This is a genomic window from Arcanobacterium phocisimile (genome assembly GCF_016904675.1).
GTDB classification, from domain to species: domain Bacteria; phylum Actinomycetota; class Actinomycetes; order Actinomycetales; family Actinomycetaceae; genus Arcanobacterium; species Arcanobacterium phocisimile.
Genome location: NZ_CP070228.1, coordinates 677,503 through 698,373, shown reverse-complemented (window position 1 = coordinate 698,373; position 20,871 = coordinate 677,503). Strand labels below are relative to the sequence as shown.

General features: G+C 51.5%; 20 protein-coding genes. 1 reads left to right on the top strand and 19 read right to left on the bottom strand.

Annotated features, from left to right (window positions below; all coding sequences use genetic code 11):
* Nucleotides 1–480: 480 nt before the first annotated feature.
* Nucleotides 481–2,070 carry a ribonuclease J gene (locus JTE88_RS03075; RefSeq protein ID WP_239519581.1) on the bottom strand — a complete coding sequence of 530 codons (1,590 nt, stop codon included), beginning with the start codon at nt 2,068–2,070 and terminating at the stop codon, nt 481–483.
* Between the two features lie 171 nt (nt 2,071–2,241).
* Between JTE88_RS03075 and JTE88_RS03070 the strand changes: the two genes are divergently transcribed.
* Entirely contained in the window at nt 2,242–2,823 is a 582-nt protein-coding gene (locus JTE88_RS03070; protein WP_204425310.1) for a hypothetical protein, read from the top strand.
* A gap of 37 nt (nt 2,824–2,860) precedes the next feature.
* On the opposite strand, the gene JTE88_RS03065 is transcribed toward JTE88_RS03070, so the two are convergent.
* From JTE88_RS03065 to rbfA, 18 genes are all read right to left on the bottom strand, one after another.
* Nucleotides 2,861–4,183, bottom strand: coding sequence for a M16 family metallopeptidase (locus JTE88_RS03065; protein ID WP_204425308.1), 1,323 nt, complete (start codon nt 4,181–4,183; stop codon nt 2,861–2,863).
* Nucleotides 4,184–4,279: 96 nt separating this feature from the next.
* Nucleotides 4,280–5,455, bottom strand: coding sequence for an MFS transporter (locus JTE88_RS03060; RefSeq protein ID WP_204425306.1), 1,176 nt, complete (start codon nt 5,453–5,455; stop codon nt 4,280–4,282).
* 129 nt (nt 5,456–5,584) lie between these two features.
* Nucleotides 5,585–7,948 carry a polyribonucleotide nucleotidyltransferase gene (locus JTE88_RS03055; RefSeq protein WP_204425304.1) on the bottom strand — a complete coding sequence of 788 codons (2,364 nt, stop codon included), beginning with the start codon at nt 7,946–7,948 and terminating at the stop codon, nt 5,585–5,587.
* A 68-nt stretch (nt 7,949–8,016) separates the two neighbouring features.
* Nucleotides 8,017–8,139, bottom strand: coding sequence for a hypothetical protein (locus tag JTE88_RS09140; protein ID WP_275586622.1), 123 nt, complete (start codon nt 8,137–8,139; stop codon nt 8,017–8,019).
* A gap of 131 nt (nt 8,140–8,270) precedes the next feature.
* The gene (rpsO, locus tag JTE88_RS03050) at nt 8,271–8,540 is read right to left on the bottom strand and encodes a 30S ribosomal protein S15 (RefSeq protein WP_204425302.1); all 270 of its coding nucleotides are present in this window, start codon (nt 8,538–8,540) and stop codon (nt 8,271–8,273) included.
* Nucleotides 8,541–8,682: 142 nt separating this feature from the next.
* Nucleotides 8,683–9,090 carry a hypothetical protein gene (locus JTE88_RS03045; protein WP_204425298.1) on the bottom strand — a complete coding sequence of 136 codons (408 nt, stop codon included), beginning with the start codon at nt 9,088–9,090 and terminating at the stop codon, nt 8,683–8,685.
* 169 nt (nt 9,091–9,259) lie between these two features.
* On the bottom strand, nt 9,260–10,255 hold the full coding sequence (locus JTE88_RS03040) for a bifunctional riboflavin kinase/FAD synthetase (RefSeq protein ID WP_204425297.1): 996 nt from the start codon (nt 10,253–10,255) through the stop codon (nt 9,260–9,262).
* Nucleotides 10,256–10,258: 3 nt separating this feature from the next.
* Nucleotides 10,259–10,549 carry a hypothetical protein gene (locus tag JTE88_RS03035; RefSeq protein WP_204425296.1) on the bottom strand — a complete coding sequence of 97 codons (291 nt, stop codon included), beginning with the start codon at nt 10,547–10,549 and terminating at the stop codon, nt 10,259–10,261.
* Between the two features lie 171 nt (nt 10,550–10,720).
* Nucleotides 10,721–11,980 (bottom strand): ABC transporter permease, encoded by a 1,260-nt coding sequence (locus JTE88_RS03030; RefSeq protein ID WP_168917520.1) that lies wholly within the window; start codon nt 11,978–11,980, stop codon nt 10,721–10,723.
* On the bottom strand, nt 11,973–12,638 hold the full coding sequence (locus JTE88_RS03025; RefSeq protein ID WP_204425295.1) for an ABC transporter ATP-binding protein: 666 nt from the start codon (nt 12,636–12,638) through the stop codon (nt 11,973–11,975). Before JTE88_RS03025 ends, JTE88_RS03030 begins: the two co-directional genes overlap by 8 nt.
* Nucleotides 12,635–13,906: a peptidoglycan-binding protein gene (locus JTE88_RS03020; protein WP_204425293.1), complete on the bottom strand. Its 1,272-nt coding sequence runs from the start codon at nt 13,904–13,906 to the stop codon at nt 12,635–12,637. The genes JTE88_RS03025 and JTE88_RS03020 overlap by 4 nt, the downstream gene beginning before the upstream one ends.
* Before the next feature lie 53 nt (nt 13,907–13,959).
* Nucleotides 13,960–14,934: a hypothetical protein gene (locus JTE88_RS03015; RefSeq protein ID WP_204425290.1), complete on the bottom strand. Its 975-nt coding sequence runs from the start codon at nt 14,932–14,934 to the stop codon at nt 13,960–13,962.
* 537 nt (nt 14,935–15,471) lie between these two features.
* A complete protein-coding gene (locus tag JTE88_RS03010; RefSeq protein ID WP_204425288.1) occupies nt 15,472–16,311 on the bottom strand; it encodes a hypothetical protein in 840 nt (279 codons plus the stop codon).
* 381 nt (nt 16,312–16,692) lie between these two features.
* On the bottom strand, nt 16,693–16,890 hold the full coding sequence (locus JTE88_RS03005) for a hypothetical protein (RefSeq protein WP_204425286.1): 198 nt from the start codon (nt 16,888–16,890) through the stop codon (nt 16,693–16,695).
* 96 nt (nt 16,891–16,986) lie between these two features.
* Nucleotides 16,987–17,934 carry a hypothetical protein gene (locus JTE88_RS03000; protein ID WP_204425283.1) on the bottom strand — a complete coding sequence of 316 codons (948 nt, stop codon included), beginning with the start codon at nt 17,932–17,934 and terminating at the stop codon, nt 16,987–16,989.
* Nucleotides 17,935–18,025: 91 nt separating this feature from the next.
* Entirely contained in the window at nt 18,026–18,835 is an 810-nt protein-coding gene (locus JTE88_RS02995; protein WP_204425281.1) for a hypothetical protein, read from the bottom strand.
* A gap of 539 nt (nt 18,836–19,374) precedes the next feature.
* Entirely contained in the window at nt 19,375–20,400 is a 1,026-nt protein-coding gene (gene truB / locus JTE88_RS02990) for a tRNA pseudouridine(55) synthase TruB (protein ID WP_239519551.1), read from the bottom strand.
* Entirely contained in the window at nt 20,400–20,855 is a 456-nt protein-coding gene (rbfA, locus tag JTE88_RS02985) for a 30S ribosome-binding factor RbfA (RefSeq protein ID WP_204425279.1), read from the bottom strand. Before rbfA ends, truB begins: the two co-directional genes overlap by 1 nt.
* Nucleotides 20,856–20,871: the final 16 nt, after the last annotated feature.

Genomic DNA, 20,871 nt, shown 5'->3' with positions numbered 1-20,871 from the left:
ATCACCAGTTTCATACCGAAAATGCAAACTGAATGCACACGGTACCGGTTACTTGGGCTATAGGCCAGCAACGGTTTTCACAATAATGACAAATGGTAAAATAAATTAGAATATGATGAGGTGACTTTTCCATGAAAAATCCTCATAAATGCCCAAAGTGCGGCAGTAATGAACTTGGCAAGGTCCCCGGAAGCGCAAGGGCCTACGGCGTAGGAAACAATATAGTAGTAGGTTTGACTTATTTTTCCGCAGTTTTAGTCGATAGATATGTCTGTTGTAGTTGCGGCTTTTCCGAGGAATGGATCAATCAAGCGGGCATTCAGAAGCTAAAGAAAAAATACCTATAATAGTATTAATCTCAGTATAAAAAACTTTTGCGTCGTTCACATTTTTCTCACGACTCATACGAAGAAGGTTGGGAGCATCGGTAAATGTTCCCAACCTTCAAAACCATTAGCCTAACAGCTTTCGAGCTTACCCTCAGGCTTCGATCACCGTTGGAATGATCATCGGTGAACGGCGAAGCGACTTGGCAGCCCAGCGGCCTAGTACGCGACGCATAGCTTGCTGCATGTGATAGGTTGTTGCGCCTTCGGAAGCGATTGCTTCTTCGAGGGCTTCAGTGACCTTGGGCAAGATATTGTCAAAGACTGAATCGTCTTCTGCCATTCCACGAGCTTGAATATGTGGGCCAGCAATAATCGAACGCTTCTGCCCATCAACCACAGCAAAGACGGCGATGAAGCCTTCCTCGCCGAGCGTCAAACGATCGGTGAGTTCAGCTTCGGTGATTTCACCAACCGAAGATCCGTCAACGTAGACGTGGCCGCATGGCACTTCGCCAACGATGGCACATTTACCGTCGTGCATGTCAACAACCGAGCCGTCCTCTGTAAGTAAAACGTTTGCAGCTGGAACACCGGTCTTGACTGCAATAGCACCGTTCGCTACCAGGTGGCGTGGTTCGCCGTGTACTGGCATGACGAACTCTGGTTCGACGATGTTGTAACAGTACATCAACTCTCCTTGCGCAGAGTGGCCCGAAACGTGGACTTTCGCGTTTCCTTGGTGGACGACGCGGGCACCGAGTTTCGTTAACCCGTTAATCAGCCGGAAAACCGAGTTTTCGTTGCCCGGGATCATCGAAGATGCGAAAATGACGGTGTCATTCGGTCCGACTGTAATCGACTTGTGGCTACCGCTAGCAATACGAGAGAGGACAGCCATCGGTTCGCCCTGGGAACCGGTGGACATATAGACGAGTTGTTCTGGAGCAACTGAATGTGCGTTCTTCAAATCAATGAGCACGTTATCGGGGACATCGAGATATCCGAGTTCTTCAGCGATCCCCATGTTGCGCACCATCGAACGCCCCACGAAACACACCTTGCGGTTAAATTTCGCGGCAGCATTCAGCACTTGCTGGACGCGGTGTACGTGCGAAGCGAAGGATGCAACGACGATTTGGCCGGCTGCTTGTGCGAAAACGTTTTCTAGTACTGGCCCAATTTCGCCTTCAGATCGCACGAATCCGGGCACTTCAGCATTCGTGGAATCAACCATAAACAGGTCAATTCCTTCATCAGCGAGACGAGCAAACGTACGCAGGTCAGTGATGCGACCATCGAGTGGTAACTGGTCCATCTTAAAATCGCCGGTGTGTAAAATCGTGCCGGCTACTGAGCGGATAGCTACTGCAAGCGCATCCGGAATCGAATGGTTGACCGCGACGAATTCACATTCAAATGGACCGATTTGTTCGACATCGCCTTCTTGAACAACCATCACATACGGCTTGATGCGATGTTCGGCAAGTTTGGCTTCAATGAGCGCAATAGTCAGTTCCGAGCCAATGATCGGGATATCATTTCGCAACCGCAAAAGGTAGGGAACCGCACCGATGTGGTCCTCGTGACCGTGGGTGAGAATGATGGCTTCGACGTCGTCCATCCGGTCTCGAATATAGTCAAAGTCTGGAAGGATAAGATCCACGCCGGGCTGAGATTCTTCTGGGAAAAGAACGCCGCAGTCGACGATGAGGATCCGCCCGTTGAGTTCGAAGACGGTCATATTTCGGCCGATTTCGCCAATTCCGCCGAGCGGGACTATGCGTACGGTATCTGGTTGGAGTTTTGGAGGCAATAATTCATTCACACTTCCAGTATCTCACGTTTACGAACACAATAGGAACGGTATTGGGATCGATTCGCTTTCTCCTGTCAAGATTGCAAGAATGGGTGCGTGAGTAGCGATAAATTATCTGTACGTCCCGCAATTGTGTCCGATGCGTTAGCTATTGGGCAGATCCAGTCTGAAGCGATGTTGGAGGCGATCAGTGCCGGCATGGGTTCTAGCCCTGGCGTGTCTACCCGCATGATGCTCGACGTCGGTTCGTTGGCTTCAGTGTGGACCGATACGTTATCGCGCCCAGCGATCCCCGGCTATCACGTTCTGGTTGCAGATGCGAATGAAACCGTAGAAGGTTTCGCAGTACTCGCACCAGCAGATCCGGTGATTCTCGACGGCGATGACCCGAATGGTTTCGACGAGGAAACCGGTCATAAGCGCGTGGCTTTCGAGATCCAGGCGTTTGATGTGCCTTCACGTTTTGCTACGCAGCAGCACGACGCACGGATGCTTGCCGCGATGACCGATATCGCAAAAGACGCCGGCGCTACCGAAATACATATCTGGGTTATTGCAGGCCACGACAAGATGACCAATCTGCTCACCCAAACCGGGTTTAGAGCTCGCCCATTGCGCCGCGTGGCCAACGTCGACGGCGGCGAAGTCGCTGAATTCTTGTGGTGGGCACTGCTCTAACGCCGCGGCCACCACGTTGTTGGCGTCAGTGTTGACGTCAGTGGGTCTTTTCTGGCCCAGCAATCACTAGCGAGTGTGGCTGTAGAAGAATCTCCGACGCTAGCTGTTGCACATCTGTAGCACTCACGTGACGTGACTTCTCCAGTGAGCTCTCAATAGAAGTAATATTTCCATGAAAAATTTCTGACTGGCCCAGCCTAGAGCGCCTAAAACCATTCGATTCGGCAGAAAACACGAGCTGTGCACGTCGCTGGTTAAACGCCGTCAGCATCTCTTGCTGGCTAACCCCACCAGTGGCAATATCTTCTAAACATTGAGTCATAATCGCCGCAACGTCCTCAGCGTGGTCTGGCTGGCATTGCGCTTCGAGCAAGAACAGTCCGCCTTCTGCAGAAGTCATCTGCCACGCATACGTTGAATACGCCAAGCCGCGCTTTTCGCGAACCTCTTGGAATAGCCGCGAGGACGGGCCACCACCGAGAATCAACTCGAGAGCCATCGCGGTGTATTCCCGCTTGTCCCCGATCTTCAAACCGGGCCATCCCATCGCTACCGCAGTCTGCCGGCCTGGACGTTCCAAACGCACATGTTGGCTGGTCGTCGAATAACTAATATCCGAGACTCGGCGTCGTCCAGCTGGCATCGCACCGTCGTCAAGCTTCCAGCCACCGCCAAGCAGCAGAGCCTGAACCAGCTCGCAAAAATCTTGATGATCGACGTCGCCCACCGCAGTGAAAATGATTTCGTGCGGCTGATAGTTCGCCGTGTAATGCTCAAGCATGTGCGAATGCTTCAGCCCAGCAACCGTCTCTGGCGTACCGCCAACCGGACGGGCTAACGGATGATCCCCCATCACCAACGGAAGCAAAGCATGTTCGGCGACGTCGGTGACGTCGTCTTCCGAGGCAGCTAACTCTTCGAGAATAACGCCACGTTCGGTCTCCATCTCCCCTTCGTCGAGCACTGACCGGGTGAGCATGTCGATAAGAAGCTCCATAAGCTGCGGCAAATCTGCAGCAAACACACGCCCATAATACGAGGTGTATTGCCGGGCTGTGGCCGCGTTCAAAGTGCCGCCTAAAAAATCGCCGAGTGCCGAAATGTCGGCCGCGCTCTGAGTGTCAGTTCCCTTAAACAACATGTGTTCGAGGAAGTGGGTAGAACCTTCATGGCCTGGCTTTTCGTCACGCGAACCGGCACTGACCCAAAAACCTGCAGAAACTGAACGCTGGCCGGGGACTTTCTCAGTCAACACCCGCACACCGCCAGGCAGAATCGTGCGTTGCCCAACGATGCCGTCCTCAACGAAGGTCAGCGTCTGATAGGTATCCATCGGCAGGTTGATGGTTTCGAAGGTCATGTATTCCTCCTCGTGCGACAAGACAGCCATCAGTTGAAAGCATCCGATGGCACTTGTCATATCCTACTGCATTATTTCAATTAGCGACGTTGTAAGTCAGACCGGTGAAATATGGGGTTGTGGCATACGTACCGAGATGACCGCGATGCCAACCGCACAGACCGTCACGAGCAGGTTGAACACCAGTAAGCTCGTCATAGATGCGTATTCTAGAATCGAGCCGCCAGCTAGGGAGGCCAACACTGTTGAGGCTGGCATCATACTCGTCATAAATGCCTGACCGGTGTTTTGGTCTGCCTCTTCTATATAGATGCCAGTGTAGTAGACCGAGGCGGCCGCAAGAATCGCGAAGCTACACATCTGCGTCAGCTGAGTGACGTAAAGCATCGGGATAGTGCTCGTAGCAAGATACATCAACGCGCGAACCACATAGCCAAAACTGGCCACAAGCATCAGATTCTTCATCGCAAAATAGCGCATTAACACAGAAAACCCGAACAGCACCGGGATTTCGACTGCCGCCTGCAACGCAAGCGCACTGCCTAAGTTGGTACTATCCCCACCGAGAGACTGGACAACCTGCAAGAGGTAAATGCTCAGGAGATTGTGGGAAAAATACATTAGGAGTACTGCGAAAAGCATCATAGAAAACGTCGGGTATTTACGCAAAAAACTCAATGTATTCACCCGCGAACGTTCCTGGTGATGTTCGGTGTTGTCGCGGTCGATCGTGTAATACGGCATGAGGAGCGTCATGCCGATTAAGAGCGCGGATGTGCCGGCACCAAAAACCGGTATGATTCGTGGACCAGAGCTTTGCGCAACACTGCCGATCACGAAAGCCATCATGGCGAATGCGGCCGATCCAGCTCCGCGTGCCACCCCGAAGTTGATAAAAATCCCCCGGGTCGAATAGTGATAGTGCGCAGTGTTGATAAACGGAGCGATAAGGTTTCCAACAAAATAGAGCGCCCCGAGTAAGAACACGTTGACGAGCCGGTTCGGGATCGCAATCATTACTACACACACCACGAAATAGGCGACGGTCAACGCCAACACCATACGTTTCCAAGTTAAGGCTTCCACATGGTCGCTGAGGTTACCCAACATGGGTTGGGCGAGGAAGGTTGCCCCGCAAAAGATCGCGGTGGCGATGCCGATCTGCACATCAGCTAACCCCATGGCCTGCAGGTAGAGAGAAATAAAGCCGACACATACGCAAAAGACCATCCAGTAGCAGGCCTGAAGCATGACATATTTTATGTTGGTCACGCGAGGGTTCACGTTCTCCCTTTCAGTGGAAGTGGACGATAGCTAGCAACATGTCTGTTACTAGCTATCGTCCACTTATTTATCGAGTATCGCTACTCAACGTGAGTCTATTTACTCAACGTGTGCTGATCACTCAGCTGATTGAGCGGTTTCGTTGTTCTCGCCAGACTCTTCACCCTTGCGGGTGCGACGACGTGGACGGCGCTCGCGGCGTTCGCCACGGTCACGGCGTTCGCCGTTGTCGGAGTTCTCGCCGCGCTCTGCACGCTTTGCCTTGAACTCTTCTTCGGCGGCCTTCTCAGCTTCGAGCTGTTCTTCGGTGAGAACGGCGTGCAAGGAAAGCTTTCCACGCTGATCGATTTCAGCGAGTTCGACTTCGACCTTGTCGCCCACGTTGAGAACATCTTCGACGTTCTCAACGCGCTTGCCACCAACGAGGCGGCGGATCTGCGAGATGTGAAGCAGGCCGTCCTTGCCTGGTGCCAAGGAGATGAATGCACCGAAGGTGGTTGTCTTAACGACGGTTCCAACGAAGCGTTCGCCAACTTCTGGCATGGTTGGGTTTGCGATCTGGTTGATGGTTTGGCGAGCTGCCTCAGCCGATGTTCCATTGGTTGCACCAATGAAGACAGTTCCATCTTCTTCGATCGAGATGTCTGCGCCAGTATCTTCTTGGATCTGGTTGATCATCTTGCCTTTAGGTCCGATGACTTCGCCGATCTTGTCAACTGGGATCTTCACGGAAATGATGCGTGGAGCAGTTTGAGCCATTTCTTCTGGTTCTGGAACTGCTTCTTCGATCAGGTCGAGGATTGCTTGGCGAGCATCGTGTGCTTGGCTTAATGCCGCCCCCAATACTTCTGCTGGGATACCGTCGAGCTTGGTATCAAGCTGAAGCGCGGTGACAAAGTCACGAGTACCAGCAACCTTGAAGTCCATATCGCCCAGAGCATCTTCGGCACCGAGGATGTCTGTCAAGGCAACGTAACGCTGTTCGCCGTCGATCTCGCCTGAGACAAGACCCATAGCGATACCGGCAACTGCTGCGCGCAGTGGAACACCGGCGTTCATCAACGAAATAGTTGATGCACATACTGAGCCCATCGAGGTTGAACCGTTTGAACCGAGTGCTTCGGAGACTTGACGGATAGCGTATGGGAATTCATCACGCGATGGCAAAACTGGCACGAGGGCGCGCTCTGCGAGCATACCGTGGCCGATTTCGCGGCGCTTTGGTGTGCCTACGCGGCCGGTTTCACCGGTTGAGTATGGTGGGAAGTTATAGTGATGGATATAGCGCTTGGAGGTAACCGGGGAAAGGTTATCCATTTGCTGTTCCATCTTGAGCATGTTCAGCGTGGTGACACCCATGATCTGGGTTTCGCCGCGCTGGAAGAGTGCCGAACCGTGAACTCGTGGCAAAATACCAGATTCTGCGGTGATGGTACGGATTTCAACCGGGGTACGGCCGTCCATGCGCTCACCGGTGGTCAATACGCGTTCACGCATTGCCTTCTTCCAGTGTGCGTTGACTGCCAATGACAGAGCTTGTTCACGCTCTGGGAATTCCTCGGTGAGGGATTCGACGATTTTGGCGGTGAGCTCATTGAGAGCGTCATCGCGTTCGTGCTTATCAACAATGCCCCACAGCTCTTCGAAACGGTTGCCGAGCTTGCCTGCAACTGCTTCGTATTCTGCATCTTCATAGGATGGGAAGAGTGGGTATTCTTCGGTTGGCTTTGCTGCCTGTGCGGCGAGCTCTGCCTGTGCTTCACACAGTACGCGAATGAAGGTCTTTGCGGCGTCGAGGCCTTCAGCAACAACGCTTTCGGTTGGCTTGACGCCACCCTTAGCGATGTTCTCGATGGCGTTTTCGCCACCTTCTGCTTCAACCATCATGATGGCGACGTCGTCGCCTACGATACGGCCGGCAACAACCATGGTGAAGGTTGCGCGTGGCATTTCTGACCAGCGTGGGAATGCTACCCATTGGCCGTCAATAAGTGAGATACGAACGCCACCGATGGGGCCAGAGAATGGCAAACCGGACAGCTGAGTGGACATCGACGCAGCGTTGATGGCTACGACGTCGTATGCATCATCTGGGTGAATGGTGAGGATGGTTGCCACAACCTGGACTTCGTTACGCAGGCCCTTAACGAAGGCTGGGCGTAATGGACGGTCGATCAGGCGAGCAGCCAAGATAGCGTCGGTGGTTGGACGGCCTTCGCGGCGGAAGAACGATCCTGGGATGCGACCGGCAGCGTATGAGCGCTCTTCGACATCCACGGTAAGTGGGAAGAAATCGAAGTGTTCTTTTGGCTGGCTGGAAACAGCGGTTGCCGAAAGAACGGTGGTTTCATCATCTAAGTATGCGACTGCACAACCTGCAGCCTGGCGTGCCAATAGGCCTGTTTCGAAACGAATGGTTCGAGTGCCAAATGATCCGTTATCAATAACGGCTTCAGCAAATTTTACGTCTGGACCCTCCATGGGATCTCCTTTACGGTTATCGCCCGGGTGCGGTCATCGATTCTCATGAACGGGCGGGCTAGCTTTCGCTAGTTTCCGTTCACCACAACCGAGGACCGAACCTCGCGGGCAGCTTCTTTATCTTCGATGCGTACCGACGAGGTACGCGGTTTTCCGTAGGCGCTTAGCGCCGTGCATAACACTGGACGCATTATGCATATTGACGACGACGGGCCGCCAGTTACGTAATCTATACTACGCGATTACATGCCTTTATGTTGTGAAAGGCGCACATTAAACTTATCGGCCCGAACCGTGGGCGGCCGGGCCGATAAGTTTGACGTCAGCGGCGTAGGCCGAGACGGGAGATCAATGAACGGTAACGCTCGATGTCTTCTGCGGCGAGGTAGCCGAGGAGGCGCTTGCGCTTACCGATAAGAAGCATCAGACCACGACGTGAGTGGTGATCATGCTTGTGAGTACGGAAATGCTCTGTCAATTCCTTGATACGGGCAGACAGAAGTGCAACCTGGACCTCCGGAGAACCGGTGTCGCCCTCGTGGGTTGCGTATTCCTTGATGATCTCGTTCTTACGCTCTGCAGATAGAGCCATACGATCACTCCTTTTATCCTTGTTGCACGGAGCCCGAGGCTTGTTCTCTCGAGCGATGACACTCCGTGGCCGATCCAACGGCTGTTCGATTCTACCACGGGTGGGCCCCATGCCCGAATTGGGTGCTGTGAGATTGGGTACCTCACCGAACGCGGGAGTGTTCGGTATCCTTACGCAGGAGCCTCAGATAGCGATACAACCACTGCACAGCGAGCACCATGCTCAGTCCAGCGAGGACAAGATACTCGCCTGGCACGTTGAACTCAGCACCGGCAAATGTAGTGGACCAGGCGAGAATAACACTCCCCCAAGCCACTCCACATGCTACAGCAAGTATCACTACCCCAATCACGGCAATACTTCGCGATAATTTCGCCCCACTATGTGCAGCCACGTGTGCTAATAATCCAACGAGAATGAGCAACCAAACAATGAACTCTGAAACGAACATTGAATTGTTTCCGGTATCCATCGTTAAGAACCGCCAGACCCCGACAAACGTAAAAATACTAGACGAGGCAACAGCTTCATTGCGTAAATACTGGCTCATAATGAGACCACCGCCTTTCAATCATGATTAACTGAAATATATTAAGACCAAGTCTAGCACTAGCACCTAACACGCAAAACAGAATTCGCCAGAAATTTCAAACGTTCTAGTACCTTACAATTTCAGCCTATCGGTACGAATGATTCACGTGAATATCCACGCGTATTACTCAGATTGCTGTCACTGAATCCGGATCAACTCTGCCTGCTAACGGCACCGATAGCACATCTGCAGCAGTTCGCAGATCGTCATCCATCTGGCATAGCAATCCATCAAGCTCATCAAAACTCATCATCGGACGCACATAGTCAATAAAGTCGATCGCAACCTCTTCCCCATACAGGTTCAGGTCACTACGCCCAAGCACATGAGCTTCCACCGTGCGCTCTACCCCATCAAAATGCGGATTCGTACCAATCGAAATAGCAGCCGGCAAATGCTCAGTCGCTTTCGTCTCTGGAACAGTACGCACCAGCCAACCGGCATACACGCCGTCGGCCGGAATTTCGCCAACACCTACGCCTGGCAAGTTCGCCGTCGGGAATCCTAACTGCCGGCCACGCTTAAACCCATGCTGGACTATTCCACGGATCCGATGAGGACGGCCCAACACTTCCGCAGCTTGGCGTACGTCTCCAACACGCAACAAATCTCGCACCCACGTCGACGACCATCGGCGGCCATCATCTAAATTGCATACGTCATCAACAATGACAGTTTCTAATCCAATAGCCGTTCCGAAGGTGCGCAACAACTGACCATCGCCGGTGTTTTGCCGGCCAAAATGAATATCTTCACCCGCCACAATAACCGACGCGTGAAGCATGCCTACAAGCTGGGACTCGATAAATTCTTCCGGTGCCTGGTTTGCATACTCCAACGTGTAATACTGGACGAAAACCGCATCGATACCAGCAGCCTCAAGGCGCTCTAATCGGTCAGGAAGTGAGGTAATCAGCGGCATCGGGGCGTCAGGATTGTGCACGATGCGCGGGTGGGGATCGAAGGTTAAAGCAATTGCTTTTAAGCCTCGTTCACGCGCTTGCTTCACCGTTTCTTGTACCACGACTTGATGGCCTTTGTGTACGCCATCAAAAATTCCAATAGTAACAACGGTAGAGCCGATATCGGCCGGGATATCGGAACTTTTATGCCATATCTGCATTCGTTAGATTCCACGCAATCCTAGTTGGGTGCGCCCTTGCGATACGTCGTCAGGTGCGCCGGCTGGCGTGTTTTCGGTACGCACACCGTGGTGGCGTCCTTTTCCACCGCAGCCGCAACCGCCCTTGCCGTGGTCGCGCCCGCCGTGACCCTGCTTGCCATGACCGTTTGCTCCGTGGCCGTGGCCGCCGCAACCGCAGCCGCGCTTTTCTTCTGTTGCTACCTCAACCGTTTGGGTTTCGGTAGCTTCTGCCTTTTTGCCGCCGCAACCGCAGCCCTTTTTCTCTTCAGTCATGGGCACCATCATAATACGGCCGGCGCACAATCGGTTAGATGGTTCTCCAACGGCGATATGCCACCGCAAATATGGTTATAGCGCAAACCTTGTTCATATACGCCGAGGTTTGCGCTATTGCCCCACTTACTGCACATGAGGACCGGCCACACGCACCGCCCCACATAGTCTCTAGTTCGAACGCACCGCAATCGCCGGATGAATCATTGACGCTCGTGCCGCCGGGTATGCCGAAGCAACAACGCCTACCGCAGCACCCAGCACCGGTCCGAGCATGATCCATCCAATATTCAGTAACGCAGTCCATCCGCTAACTGCTGAAACGCCAACGATAATAACCGACGCCACTGCACTTCCCACGAGTCCGCCGAGTGCTCCGGTCACGGCACCTTCAACCCAAAACACTGCCGCAACTCGCCCGCGCGAACTCCCCAATGCTCGCCGCACTCCGATCTCAGTTGTGCGAGCGGTGACTGAAACAATCATGGAGTTAGCAATGAGCAAGACGGTCAGCACAATCAGGAACGCCCCTACCCATGCGGCTTGTTGAGCTAATTGCCCGGAAACGTTTTCTCGAATGCTCTCAACTGAAACGACTTGCGAGACTGAGAGTTTTTCGGGCTGGTTTGGCATAAGCGCTAGCCGTGCAACGTTTGATACTTGGGAGCCGGCACCAATTTTGGTGCGGATAAGAATATCGGTTTGTTTGTCTCCACCGGCGAGGTGAAAGGCTGTTTTCAACGGGAGGACGATGTGGTTTTCCAGTGTTTCACCGGGGAGGAATCCGGCTACGGAATAGGCTAGTCCGTCAACTAATACTTTGAGCCCTCGGGTATCGGAAGTTACTGGTATATCAAGTTTTTCTGCCGCGCTTTCGCCAAGGAAAACGACATCGTATGCTTGGTCAAGCATCCAGGCTTGTGTGGGCTTGTCTACGTTGGCCGCATCGAGATATGACGCTTCGGCACCGATAATGCTGATGGTATTGATCTCATCGTGGGTTATCGGATGGGTAATGGTCGGATGGATGGCGTCTAGGAGGTTTGACCGTCGCCCGACGGCTGCTACCGTATCGATTTTGAGGAGTCGTTCTTTTGCATCGGCGGGGTAGAAATATGTTTCGACTTTTTGCCCGTCAGGGCCGCGAGACGCTCTATCTGCATCGCCTCCTGGCCCGTCACCAGTCCCATCGGCTTTCGTCAGTAGGATTTGGTCAATGGTTGAGGCGGCGATGTCTGCGTCTACTTGGTGGGCAGCATTTTGCGAAATACCTACCGACGCTAGTAGAGCTCCGGTGCTTAATGCTACGGCCGCCATCATGAGGATGGTTCGCGCCATCCGGGCGCGCAGTTCGATCGCTACGTCGGCGAGGAGGTCGGCGATAGCGGCGCGTCGTTGTCGTATTTTGTGACCGATGTTGTATTTACTCATAGATTTTGCCGTCCTTTAGGTGCAGGACGCGTTGTGCCCACGATGCGAGGCGATCATCGTGGGTGATGACGACGACGGCGACTCCGTTGGCTGCTTGCTGGTCGAAGAGGTCGAGTACGGTTTTGGCGTTGACGGAGTCGAGGTTTCCGGTGGGCTCGTCGGCGAGGAGGACTCTGGGGTGGGTGATGATGGCGCGCGCGATTGCGAGGCGTTGCTTTTCTCCGCCGGAAAGTAGCCTGGAGAGGGAATTTTTCCGCTCTGTTAGTCCAACATTTGCTAATGCTTCGTCGACGACGGTTTCGCGCTGTGCCGGATCAATCCCTGAGATCGCGAGTTTGATATCGAGATTTTCGCGTACGGTTCGATGCCCTAGTACGTGATAGTCCTGAAATACGAATCCCAATACTTCGGCTCGGAGCCGATCGCGTTTTCGGGCGCTGAGTTTTGTTGTCAGGTGCCCGTCGAGCTCGTATTCGCCGGAGGTTGCTTCGTCAAGTAGTCCCATAATGTTGAGCAGTGTGGATTTTCCTGCTCCTGAGTATCCGACGATTGCTACGCGTTCTCCTGCTTCGACGTCGAGGTCAACGCCGTGTAGTACGGGCACCGGTGGTTGTACATCATAGGTTTTGCGGATGTTGCGCAGTTTGAGTACGCTCATTGGCCTATGACCACGGTGTCGCCGGCTTGGATGTTGTCGCTGGTGATGAGGGCGAATCCGTCGAAGGTTCGTCCTACACTGACTTCTATTTTCGCTGTTCCTTCTGGTTTGATTGCTGGGTCTTTCTTTAACACGTAGGTTGTGCCGGTATCTTCGCGTAGTGCGCTGAGCGGAACAGTGAGTCCGGAGACGGCTTGCCGTTCGGTGTTTGCGATGGAGAGGATGATTTCTTGCCCGTCGGTGTATCCTTCGCCGGGTAGGTCCACGCTAACATCGTGCCCGGGCAGTTGTGCGGCGGGGTTGTTCACATCGGCGTCTTTGAACTCACTGATTGCGTTGACGGTGGCTTGTTGTTTTTCGGTTGAGCCGACGGCGCTCAGTTCAACGTTTGCTCCGACGCTGAAGAGGTTTTTGTCTCCGACGCCGACGCGGGCGACTGCGATCGCTTTCCCACTTCGGAGTTTCGCAAGTGGTGTTTCTGCACTGATTTTAGTGTTCAGTGGCGCTATCTCGATAATGGTTGCAGAGCCTTGGGTGAGGGAGAATATTTCGTTTGCTTTTATTGTTGGGAGGTTGAGTTTTTTCGGTGCTTGGGTAGCTGATGGCGCTGGGGGGTTAGGCGGTGTTGACGTTGCGCCTTGATCTGCCGGATTGCTCTGTGGTTCTTGTGCTTGGCTTTGCACTGCGGCTGGTTGTGCCTCTGGTTCTTTGGGTGGTTCGGGCAACACTGCCCCAACGCGCTTATATAGTTCCTTCATAGCGTTTGCGGTGAGCGGTCCATATTCGCCATCGACAACGCCACGGTATAGTCCGAGTCGTACCAGAGCACGTTGTAGTTCGCGAACATCGGCGCCGGTGTCTCCGGTTTTAATATCGCGATACATATCAAAGGGAAGATCGAGTGCAATAACTGGCCTGCCAGATACTTGGGCGAGAAGTTGCCCGGAGGAGATTGTTTCGCCTGGCGAGCGTGGTGTGGCAGTGACGATTGCTTGTCCACCTTCACCGGCTGCAACTGTGACCGGGAAGGTTGAGCCTAGTTGTACGCTTCCCTTAATTTCTATCGGCTCAGCGGGGAATTCCCGTTCTTCGACTTGGGCGGTTATTTCTGGTTTATGTTGTGCGTTGGCGATTGCTTCATCATTTCCTGAACGCACAAATCGTCCCAGCAAGAATGCACCAATAAGTACCGCTATGGCTATGATGATGGTGACGATGATCCATGCGTAGCGTTTTTTATTCGTTTGCTGCGGTTCTTCATTGTGCATCAGTATGCTTTTCCTTTTGATACTTGAAATTACACGAGTTATTCTAAGTGCTTTTATTTAATTGGTAGTTCAAATAGTTCGGGGTGTTCTTGTATATATTGTTTTGCTTCTGCTACTCGTTCATCAATCAACGCACGCTGCGCGATCAGCTCCTTGGCATACTTCTTCACAATCGGAGCCTGCAAATCAGCCCACACCTGCGCCAACCGCGGCGTCGCATCAGTTTCTTCTTGACACTGCGCCGCCTTCAACGCAAGCGCAATACTCTCCTCAGTCGGATCAACAAAACCATCAACACCTTCCACAAACCCAGGCGCTTCAGAATTCATCTGCAACCCTTGCTTATCAAAACACGCCTCCAACTCACCCGCAATCTCCTGCGCCCGCGGATCATCAAACAACCTCATACGCGTCTCAGCAAACTCATTCTTCCACGGACCCGAACCACTAACCTCTCTCACATCAAACTTCTTCAACATTGGATATGAATCGCATGCTTCACTCATCTTCGCCTCAGCCTTCTCCAGCATTTTTCCGTTCGAATCTGACCGGCTCGTCCAACCAGCTTTAATTTCCGCGCTTTGCGCGCTCAATCCACGATTAGCGATCGGCGTTTTCGAAGTCTCAACCCGGGTAAACCCAAACTGCGCAGCCATATCCTTATTCCACGGACCAAACTCACTAAACACCGGCGGATTAACCGGCATAAATATCTCTGGCGGGAAGCCAGTCCACGCCACCCCATCTAACTTCGTACGCGTGCACTCCGCCATTGCCACCGAGCCCGCAGACAGCAAATAGGCTTGATCTTCGCTGGAAAGCGTATACCTATGGACTGGAAGTTCGATAATCCATGAATCACGATCAACCTTCGCCGAAACATCTACCCCAACTGGCGAGACAGAATCATCCGCCGCAACGGCGGAAGCAGAATCATCCACCTCGCCAGCTGAAGTATCAGGAGAACACGCTCCACTCAAAAACAAAACACTTGACAGCGCAATCATCGAAATTACATGTTTTTTCACAGAACTATTCTCCTGCTACTACTCTCGATCAATTAGCCACAAATATAGGTAATCCGGCTTATACGATTAGCCCAATTCTCATGAGCATATGGACCCGTTCCTGCTCCATCACCCAAAGAAGAATCCCGGTAATTGGTTCCTACTATTCTTTCACTATATAAAGTGAAATAACTTCCTGAACTAGCCCACGTGTTATCATAAAATCGCGTAGCCCAACACGATGCGCCATTTGCGGCAGCAGAATTTCCTCGATTATTAATACTTGGATGTACTGGGGATGAATTATCATAATTTTCTCCCCTAATCTGAGTATAATAACTACCGGTCCACACACAAGACGCGCTAGGAGGACAGTTACTTCCCACAGCCTCAGCAACAGGAATCGTGGCGACAAAACCTGTTGCACCGAGAGCTAAAACAGCTACCATGGAACTTAGAACTTTCCTGATTTTCATTGTATTCTCCTTTGAACACTGTTATTTGCAAGCATTATCACTTACTACGTGCTGAATACCCCAAAACAATATCGGTCCCCAATCAGTGAGCCGGAGGTTCCAAGAACTCAGGATGTTCTTGCATATACTGTTTTGCTTCTGCTACCCGCTCGTCAATCAACTCACGCTGGGCTATCAACTCTTTGGCATACTTCTTCACAATCGGAGCCTGCAAATCAGCCCACACCTGCGCCAACCGCGGCGTCGCATTAGTTTCTTCTTGACACTCCACAGCCTTCAAAGCAAGAGCAATACTCTCTGAAGTCGGGTTACGTTGTGGGCTAACTCCTTCTACATATCCGGGAACGCCCTCAATTGGTTTAAGCCCCTTACTTATGAAACATTGAGCCAATTCTTCCACAACTGCTTTACCGCGACTATCCTCGAAAATTTGATCGCGAGTATCAGCCAGTAATTTTGTCCATGGACCCTGCACATCGAGTTCTTTTAACTGAAATCTCTTAACTTGGGGATACGAATCACACGTTTCATGCATAAGCTCTATGTCTCGCTCTGAAAACGTAGCATTGCTCTGCATCCCTTTTCTTTCTCGATCACGTTGTTCTTTGCTCTTAGCCACAAGATCGCGACCATTGATCGGTACATCTGAGAATTCGGCTGACGAAAAACCATATTGCTGTGCCATTTCTTCAACCCACGGCCCAAATTCCATAAAAACATGCGGGTTAACACCCTTGAGGGCTTCCGGCAATGTTGCAGTCCATGCAACGTCTTGCATATTCTCACGTGTACACTCGGCAAGTCCAAAAGATTCTGCAGAAACAAGGATAATGCGCTGTTCATCCGTCATCGTGTAACGATCCCATGGCAACGTTACCGTCCATAACTCTTTATCAACTTCCGCGCTCAGATTCAGACCCATGCTGGAAGACGCAGATGAGTCTACATCTGCCCCAGGATCAACAGAAGAACATGCACCTACTGTCGCCAAAAGCAATACACAGCAACTTTGCCGAAAAACAGAACGAACCACATTCCTTCCTTTCCATTTCCACCTTCACGCTGCGGTACTAGTCACAACCACTGCCACCAAATTCAACCCACCCAATCCGATTAGCCCAATTTTCATGAGAATACGCACCATACCCAGCTCCGTTATACAAATTAGGATCGCGATAGTTATACCCTGCTAGAGTTTGACTAAAAAGATAAATATACTTACCAAACGGCCCTCGATCTTCATCGAAAAATCGAGTTAGTCCACATGTCCCACCATTCGCAGCGATAGATTCCGAATTATTATTCATTGCAGGATAAACCGCTGAACTTGGATCTTCGTTAGTAGCCCGCCAGCCGTCATACGAGTCTGACTCCATAAACATGCTTTTCCGCGTGGACAAAACGGATTTCCAGCACTAGCTGTCGGAACTATGGTAATAAAACTGGTGGCACCGAGAGCCAAAACAGCTACCATGGAACTTAAAACTTTCTTGATATTCATCATTGTTCTCCTTTGAACATGGTTCAATAGTAAGCAGTACCACTTACCACTTAAAGGATAAAACGCCCCCTAAAAAAATCAACCACTCCCGCTACATCACTGAGCCGGTAGTTCAAGTAGCTCAGGGTGTTCTTGAATATATTGTTTAGCTTCTGCTACTCGCTCATCGATCAACTGGCGCTGCGCTATCAACTCTTTGGCATACTTCTTCACAATCGGAGCCTGCAAATCAGCCCACACCTGCGCCAACCGCGGCGTCGCATCAGTTTCTTCTTGACACTGCGCCGCCTTCAACGCAAGAGCAATACTCTCCTCAGTCGGATCAATAAAACCATTAACACCTTCCACAAATCCAGGAATTTCAGAGCTCATCTTCATCCCCTGCTTATCAAAACACGCCTCCAACTCACCCACAATCTCCTGCGCCCGCGGATCATCAAACAACAGCATACGCGTCTCGCCAAGCTCATCAACCCATGGAGCTGATGGAGCTATCTTTTCCCGGTTGAATTTTTCGACCGCGGGATACTCGTCACATTCCTTACGCATCAATTCCATATCTGCTTCAGAAAACAAGCTATTCGCATCAAACCCACGGCGAAGTTTTAGAATTTCTGTTTCTGTTGGTGGCTTAATATCTCGGCCGACGATTGGATCATTAGATAGATAAGGTGATGAAAACCCATATTGTTGCGCCATCGCTTTTCGCCACGGACCAAATTCTGAATAGACATGTGGATTTACTTGGCTAATGAAATCCGCATTAGTACCGGTCCATTGCTTTGCCATATTCTTCTCTCGGGTGCATTGTGCTAGTGCCATTGAACTGGCAGAGAGTAAAATATTTTTCTCTTCGTCCGAAATAAGGTAACGATTCCAAGGCAACGTCACTGTCCATGACTCTTTATCAACTTCCGCACTAAGATTCAGACCCATGCTAGAAGATTCAGACGAGTCTACGTCTACCCCAGAATCAACAGAAGAACAGGCGCTCACAACCATCATGAGAGAAACAAGGAATACTCCATATTTCTTAATGAACATACTTAAACCCCCTATCCTCACCATCTTCGTTCGAAACGCAGACAACTCACGACTCTATATCCGTGATGAAGAGACCGACTGCACATAAGAACTAGTCCGTTTTAACGTAAACATCGGGATGTTCTTGTATGTATTGCTTCGCATCTGCAACGAGAGCATCGATCTTTTGGCGGCCCGAAACAAATTCATTCGGATATTTCTTTATAATGTCGGCTTGTTTCTCCGCTAAAATCTCAGCAAGCTTCGGTGTAGCATCGAATTTCTCCTGGCATTGAGCTACTTTCAGTGCTATATCTATCTCTTCTTTAGCAGGATAAGGATTATTCTTTTTACGCCGAAAATCGAAGTTCTCAACTCCCCCAAACCCTTCCTCTGCCATTTTCAAACCCTCGGATTCGAAACAACTAGCAACGTCGTTATAAATTTGGCGAGCCGCATCGTCGTCAAATAGCTTGGCTCGCGCCTGATTAATCTCATCCCACCACGGCGCAATAACTAACTCGTAAGGGTTTTTGAACTTTTGAATATCTGGATCATTCTCGCACGAAGCAACTGCTTTTTCGAAAACATCCGTAGGGATCGCCCCTCGATCTTTGTAAACTTTCGCAACTACTTCTCTGGAAATAGGTGTGCGAACATCAGAACGCCCTGCAATAGGAATACGAGCAGTCGCAGGAACATCAAAACCAAATTGCTGCGCCATACCTACTCGCCACACGCCAAATTCCGAGAAAACAGGAGGATTCATCGTATTTAAGCCAGAAAGAGGAGGTAAATCTACCCAAATTTGATCAGGCGCATATTTCTTGTAGCACGTCATACTGGCTCCCATATACGCCGAAGAAATTATATCTTCTTCATCTCGAGAAATACCAAAACGATCTGCCGGCAAAGTAATCATCCATGAGTCACGATCGATATCTGGCTTCAAGTTCAACCAGTAACATCAACATCGTCCACTAAACTTTGCGGTGGAGACGGTTCTTCGCTACAGGCGCTTAGGATACTGCCGGTCAACATCATGGCAACTACAACTCGCGAAAACTGTCGCATATTTTCCTCCCGAAAATTTCTCACCGTTGAGCTTTTCATCTCCACATATTAACGAAAAAGAGCTCTTTGTAAAAGCATTTTCCTGCGTGTTCAAAGATGCATCAAAGCTACCTGATAGTTGACACAACCGCCTATATTATTTTCCCTATCATCAAGTTGGGTGGCGCTCAATTATGCTCAACACGGAGCTGATCTCCCACAAACTACTGCAGTAAATATGGTCATAACGCAAACTGCGTCCATATATGACGAGGTTTGCGCTATAACCCGAATCAGTACACACTGCTCAGAAAGAACGGGCCGGAGCCTGTGGGACTTAGCAGTAACCCGCAACCTCGGCAGTAGCCCGCAACCCTGCCGCGCCTGACAGCAGTGCACAAACAACGCCTAGATCCGAATCTGCAAATCCGGTTTCAACTGTTTGGAGCGCGGCGAAACGATAGCAACCGCCTGCTCACCTAAGAATGCACATGCCGGCCATTTATTTGCGCCCGCAATACGTTCCGGATCACGCCGCTCAATAAAGAGACCGCGCCCGAGACGTTCAGCTTCCTGGGCCGTCACCGAAATCCGGGAGAACGTCTGAGCACACACAGCATCAATGCCCACGATCGGCAACGACTGCTCGCCCACTATCAGCTCACGCAAGGCCTCGACCGTATACGCATCCCCAATATCCCACTTGCCAACCTGGGTGCGGCGCAACATCGTCAAATGCGCACCCACCCCCAGTTTTTCACCAAGATCGCGAGCCAACGCACGAATATAGGTTCCCGAAGAAACTGCCACACTCACATCGAACGTCAACACCGGGAAGCTCAACCCGTCCATCTGGTGCGTTTGTGCAACAACATCGCTGGTACGGTCAAAACTGTGGATCGTTACTGACTGTGCAGCAAGCTCCACATCATGCCCGTCACGAACCAGATCATGGGCGCGCTTGCCACCGATCTTCTTCGCCGAGACTGTTGCCGGAACCTGCTGAATTGGGCCCGTAAGTTCAGCCATCACACTATCAATATCTGCTGCCGTAATCTGACCAACGCGGGCGCTCTGCTCGGCACTTGGCACTATCGCAGTACCGTCAGCATCATCCGAATCCGTACCAACACCAATAACAATGCGTGCAAGATAGGTTTTATCTGCACCGGTAAGATACTGGACGAGTTTCGTGGCCCGCCCAAACGCTACCGTCAATAACCCGGTAGCCATCGGATCAAGAGTGCCGGTGTGCCCGACTTTACGAGTCGCACCCAACCGGCGCATCGCACCCACAATATCGTGCGAGGTCACACCTTGCGGTTTGTCAATCAAAATTAACCCATCGGCAGCTTCATGTCCACCACGCGGCAGATCGCCCCACGGCATTATGCGCCGGGGGCGATCTGGCATCTGTTTACGATTTCGCGCCACTACTGTGCTGAATCCTCGACAGGTTCGTCCTGCTCGTCGTCTTCTGGACGACGGTAGGGATCAGGATCCCCCGCATACTGTGCTTCTTCAGCCATCTTGCGGATCTGCTCATCACGATACCGGGCAGCAACCAGCAAGTCTTCAATAGACTTTGCTGACTCTGGCAGGGCGTCGAGATGGAAAGCCAACGATGGAGTCAAGCGCAATCCGAGTTGCTTTCCAACATTGGAGCGAATAACTCCAGTGGCGGAACGCAATGCGGCTGCGGTGTTCTTCGCATCGTGCTCGTCACCGAAAACGGTGTAGAACACGTCAGCATGCTGGAGATCTCCAGTAACTCGCACATCAGTAATTGTCACCATGCCCAGACGCGGATCCTTGATCTGCTTATCGAGCATGGAGGCAACTACTTGCTGAATACGTTCAGCAACTTTAGCTGCTCGTGGATTAACCATGTTTCCTCACTTCGCG

What these genes read in the sequence shown, in the direction of transcription:
- JTE88_RS03010 (WP_204425288.1), bottom strand. Translation starts at nt 16,311, where the DNA reads ATGGGTCTGAATCTGAGCGCGGAAGTTGATAAAGAGTTATGGACGGTA.
- JTE88_RS03025 (WP_204425295.1), bottom strand. Translation starts at nt 12,638, where the DNA reads ATGAGCGTACTCAAACTGCGCAACATCCGCAAAACCTATGATGTACAA.
- JTE88_RS03000 (WP_204425283.1), bottom strand. Translation starts at nt 17,934, where the DNA reads ATGTTCATTAAGAAATATGGAGTATTCCTTGTTTCTCTCATGATGGTT.
- rpsO (WP_204425302.1), bottom strand. Translation starts at nt 8,540, where the DNA reads ATGGCTCTATCTGCAGAGCGTAAGAACGAGATCATCAAGGAATACGCA.
- JTE88_RS03040 (WP_204425297.1), bottom strand. Translation starts at nt 10,255, where the DNA reads ATGCAGATATGGCATAAAAGTTCCGATATCCCGGCCGATATCGGCTCT.
- JTE88_RS03055 (WP_204425304.1), bottom strand. Translation starts at nt 7,948, where the DNA reads ATGGAGGGTCCAGACGTAAAATTTGCTGAAGCCGTTATTGATAACGGA.
- JTE88_RS03030 (WP_168917520.1), bottom strand. Translation starts at nt 11,980, where the DNA reads ATGAGTAAATACAACATCGGTCACAAAATACGACAACGACGCGCCGCT.
- JTE88_RS03065 (WP_204425308.1), bottom strand. Translation starts at nt 4,183, where the DNA reads ATGACCTTCGAAACCATCAACCTGCCGATGGATACCTATCAGACGCTG.
- JTE88_RS03075 (WP_239519581.1), bottom strand. Translation starts at nt 2,070, where the DNA reads ATGACCGTCTTCGAACTCAACGGGCGGATCCTCATCGTCGACTGCGGC.
- JTE88_RS03020 (WP_204425293.1), bottom strand. Translation starts at nt 13,906, where the DNA reads ATGCACAATGAAGAACCGCAGCAAACGAATAAAAAACGCTACGCATGG.
- JTE88_RS03045 (WP_204425298.1), bottom strand. Translation starts at nt 9,090, where the DNA reads ATGAGCCAGTATTTACGCAATGAAGCTGTTGCCTCGTCTAGTATTTTT.
- JTE88_RS03005 (WP_204425286.1), bottom strand. Translation starts at nt 16,890, where the DNA reads ATGAATATCAAGAAAGTTTTAAGTTCCATGGTAGCTGTTTTGGCTCTC.
- JTE88_RS03035 (WP_204425296.1), bottom strand. Translation starts at nt 10,549, where the DNA reads ATGACTGAAGAGAAAAAGGGCTGCGGTTGCGGCGGCAAAAAGGCAGAA.
- JTE88_RS09140 (WP_275586622.1), bottom strand. Translation starts at nt 8,139, where the DNA reads ATGCGTCCAGTGTTATGCACGGCGCTAAGCGCCTACGGAAAACCGCGT.
- rbfA (WP_204425279.1), bottom strand. Translation starts at nt 20,855, where the DNA reads ATGGTTAATCCACGAGCAGCTAAAGTTGCTGAACGTATTCAGCAAGTA.
- JTE88_RS02995 (WP_204425281.1), bottom strand. Translation starts at nt 18,835, where the DNA reads ATGATTACTTTGCCGGCAGATCGTTTTGGTATTTCTCGAGATGAAGAA.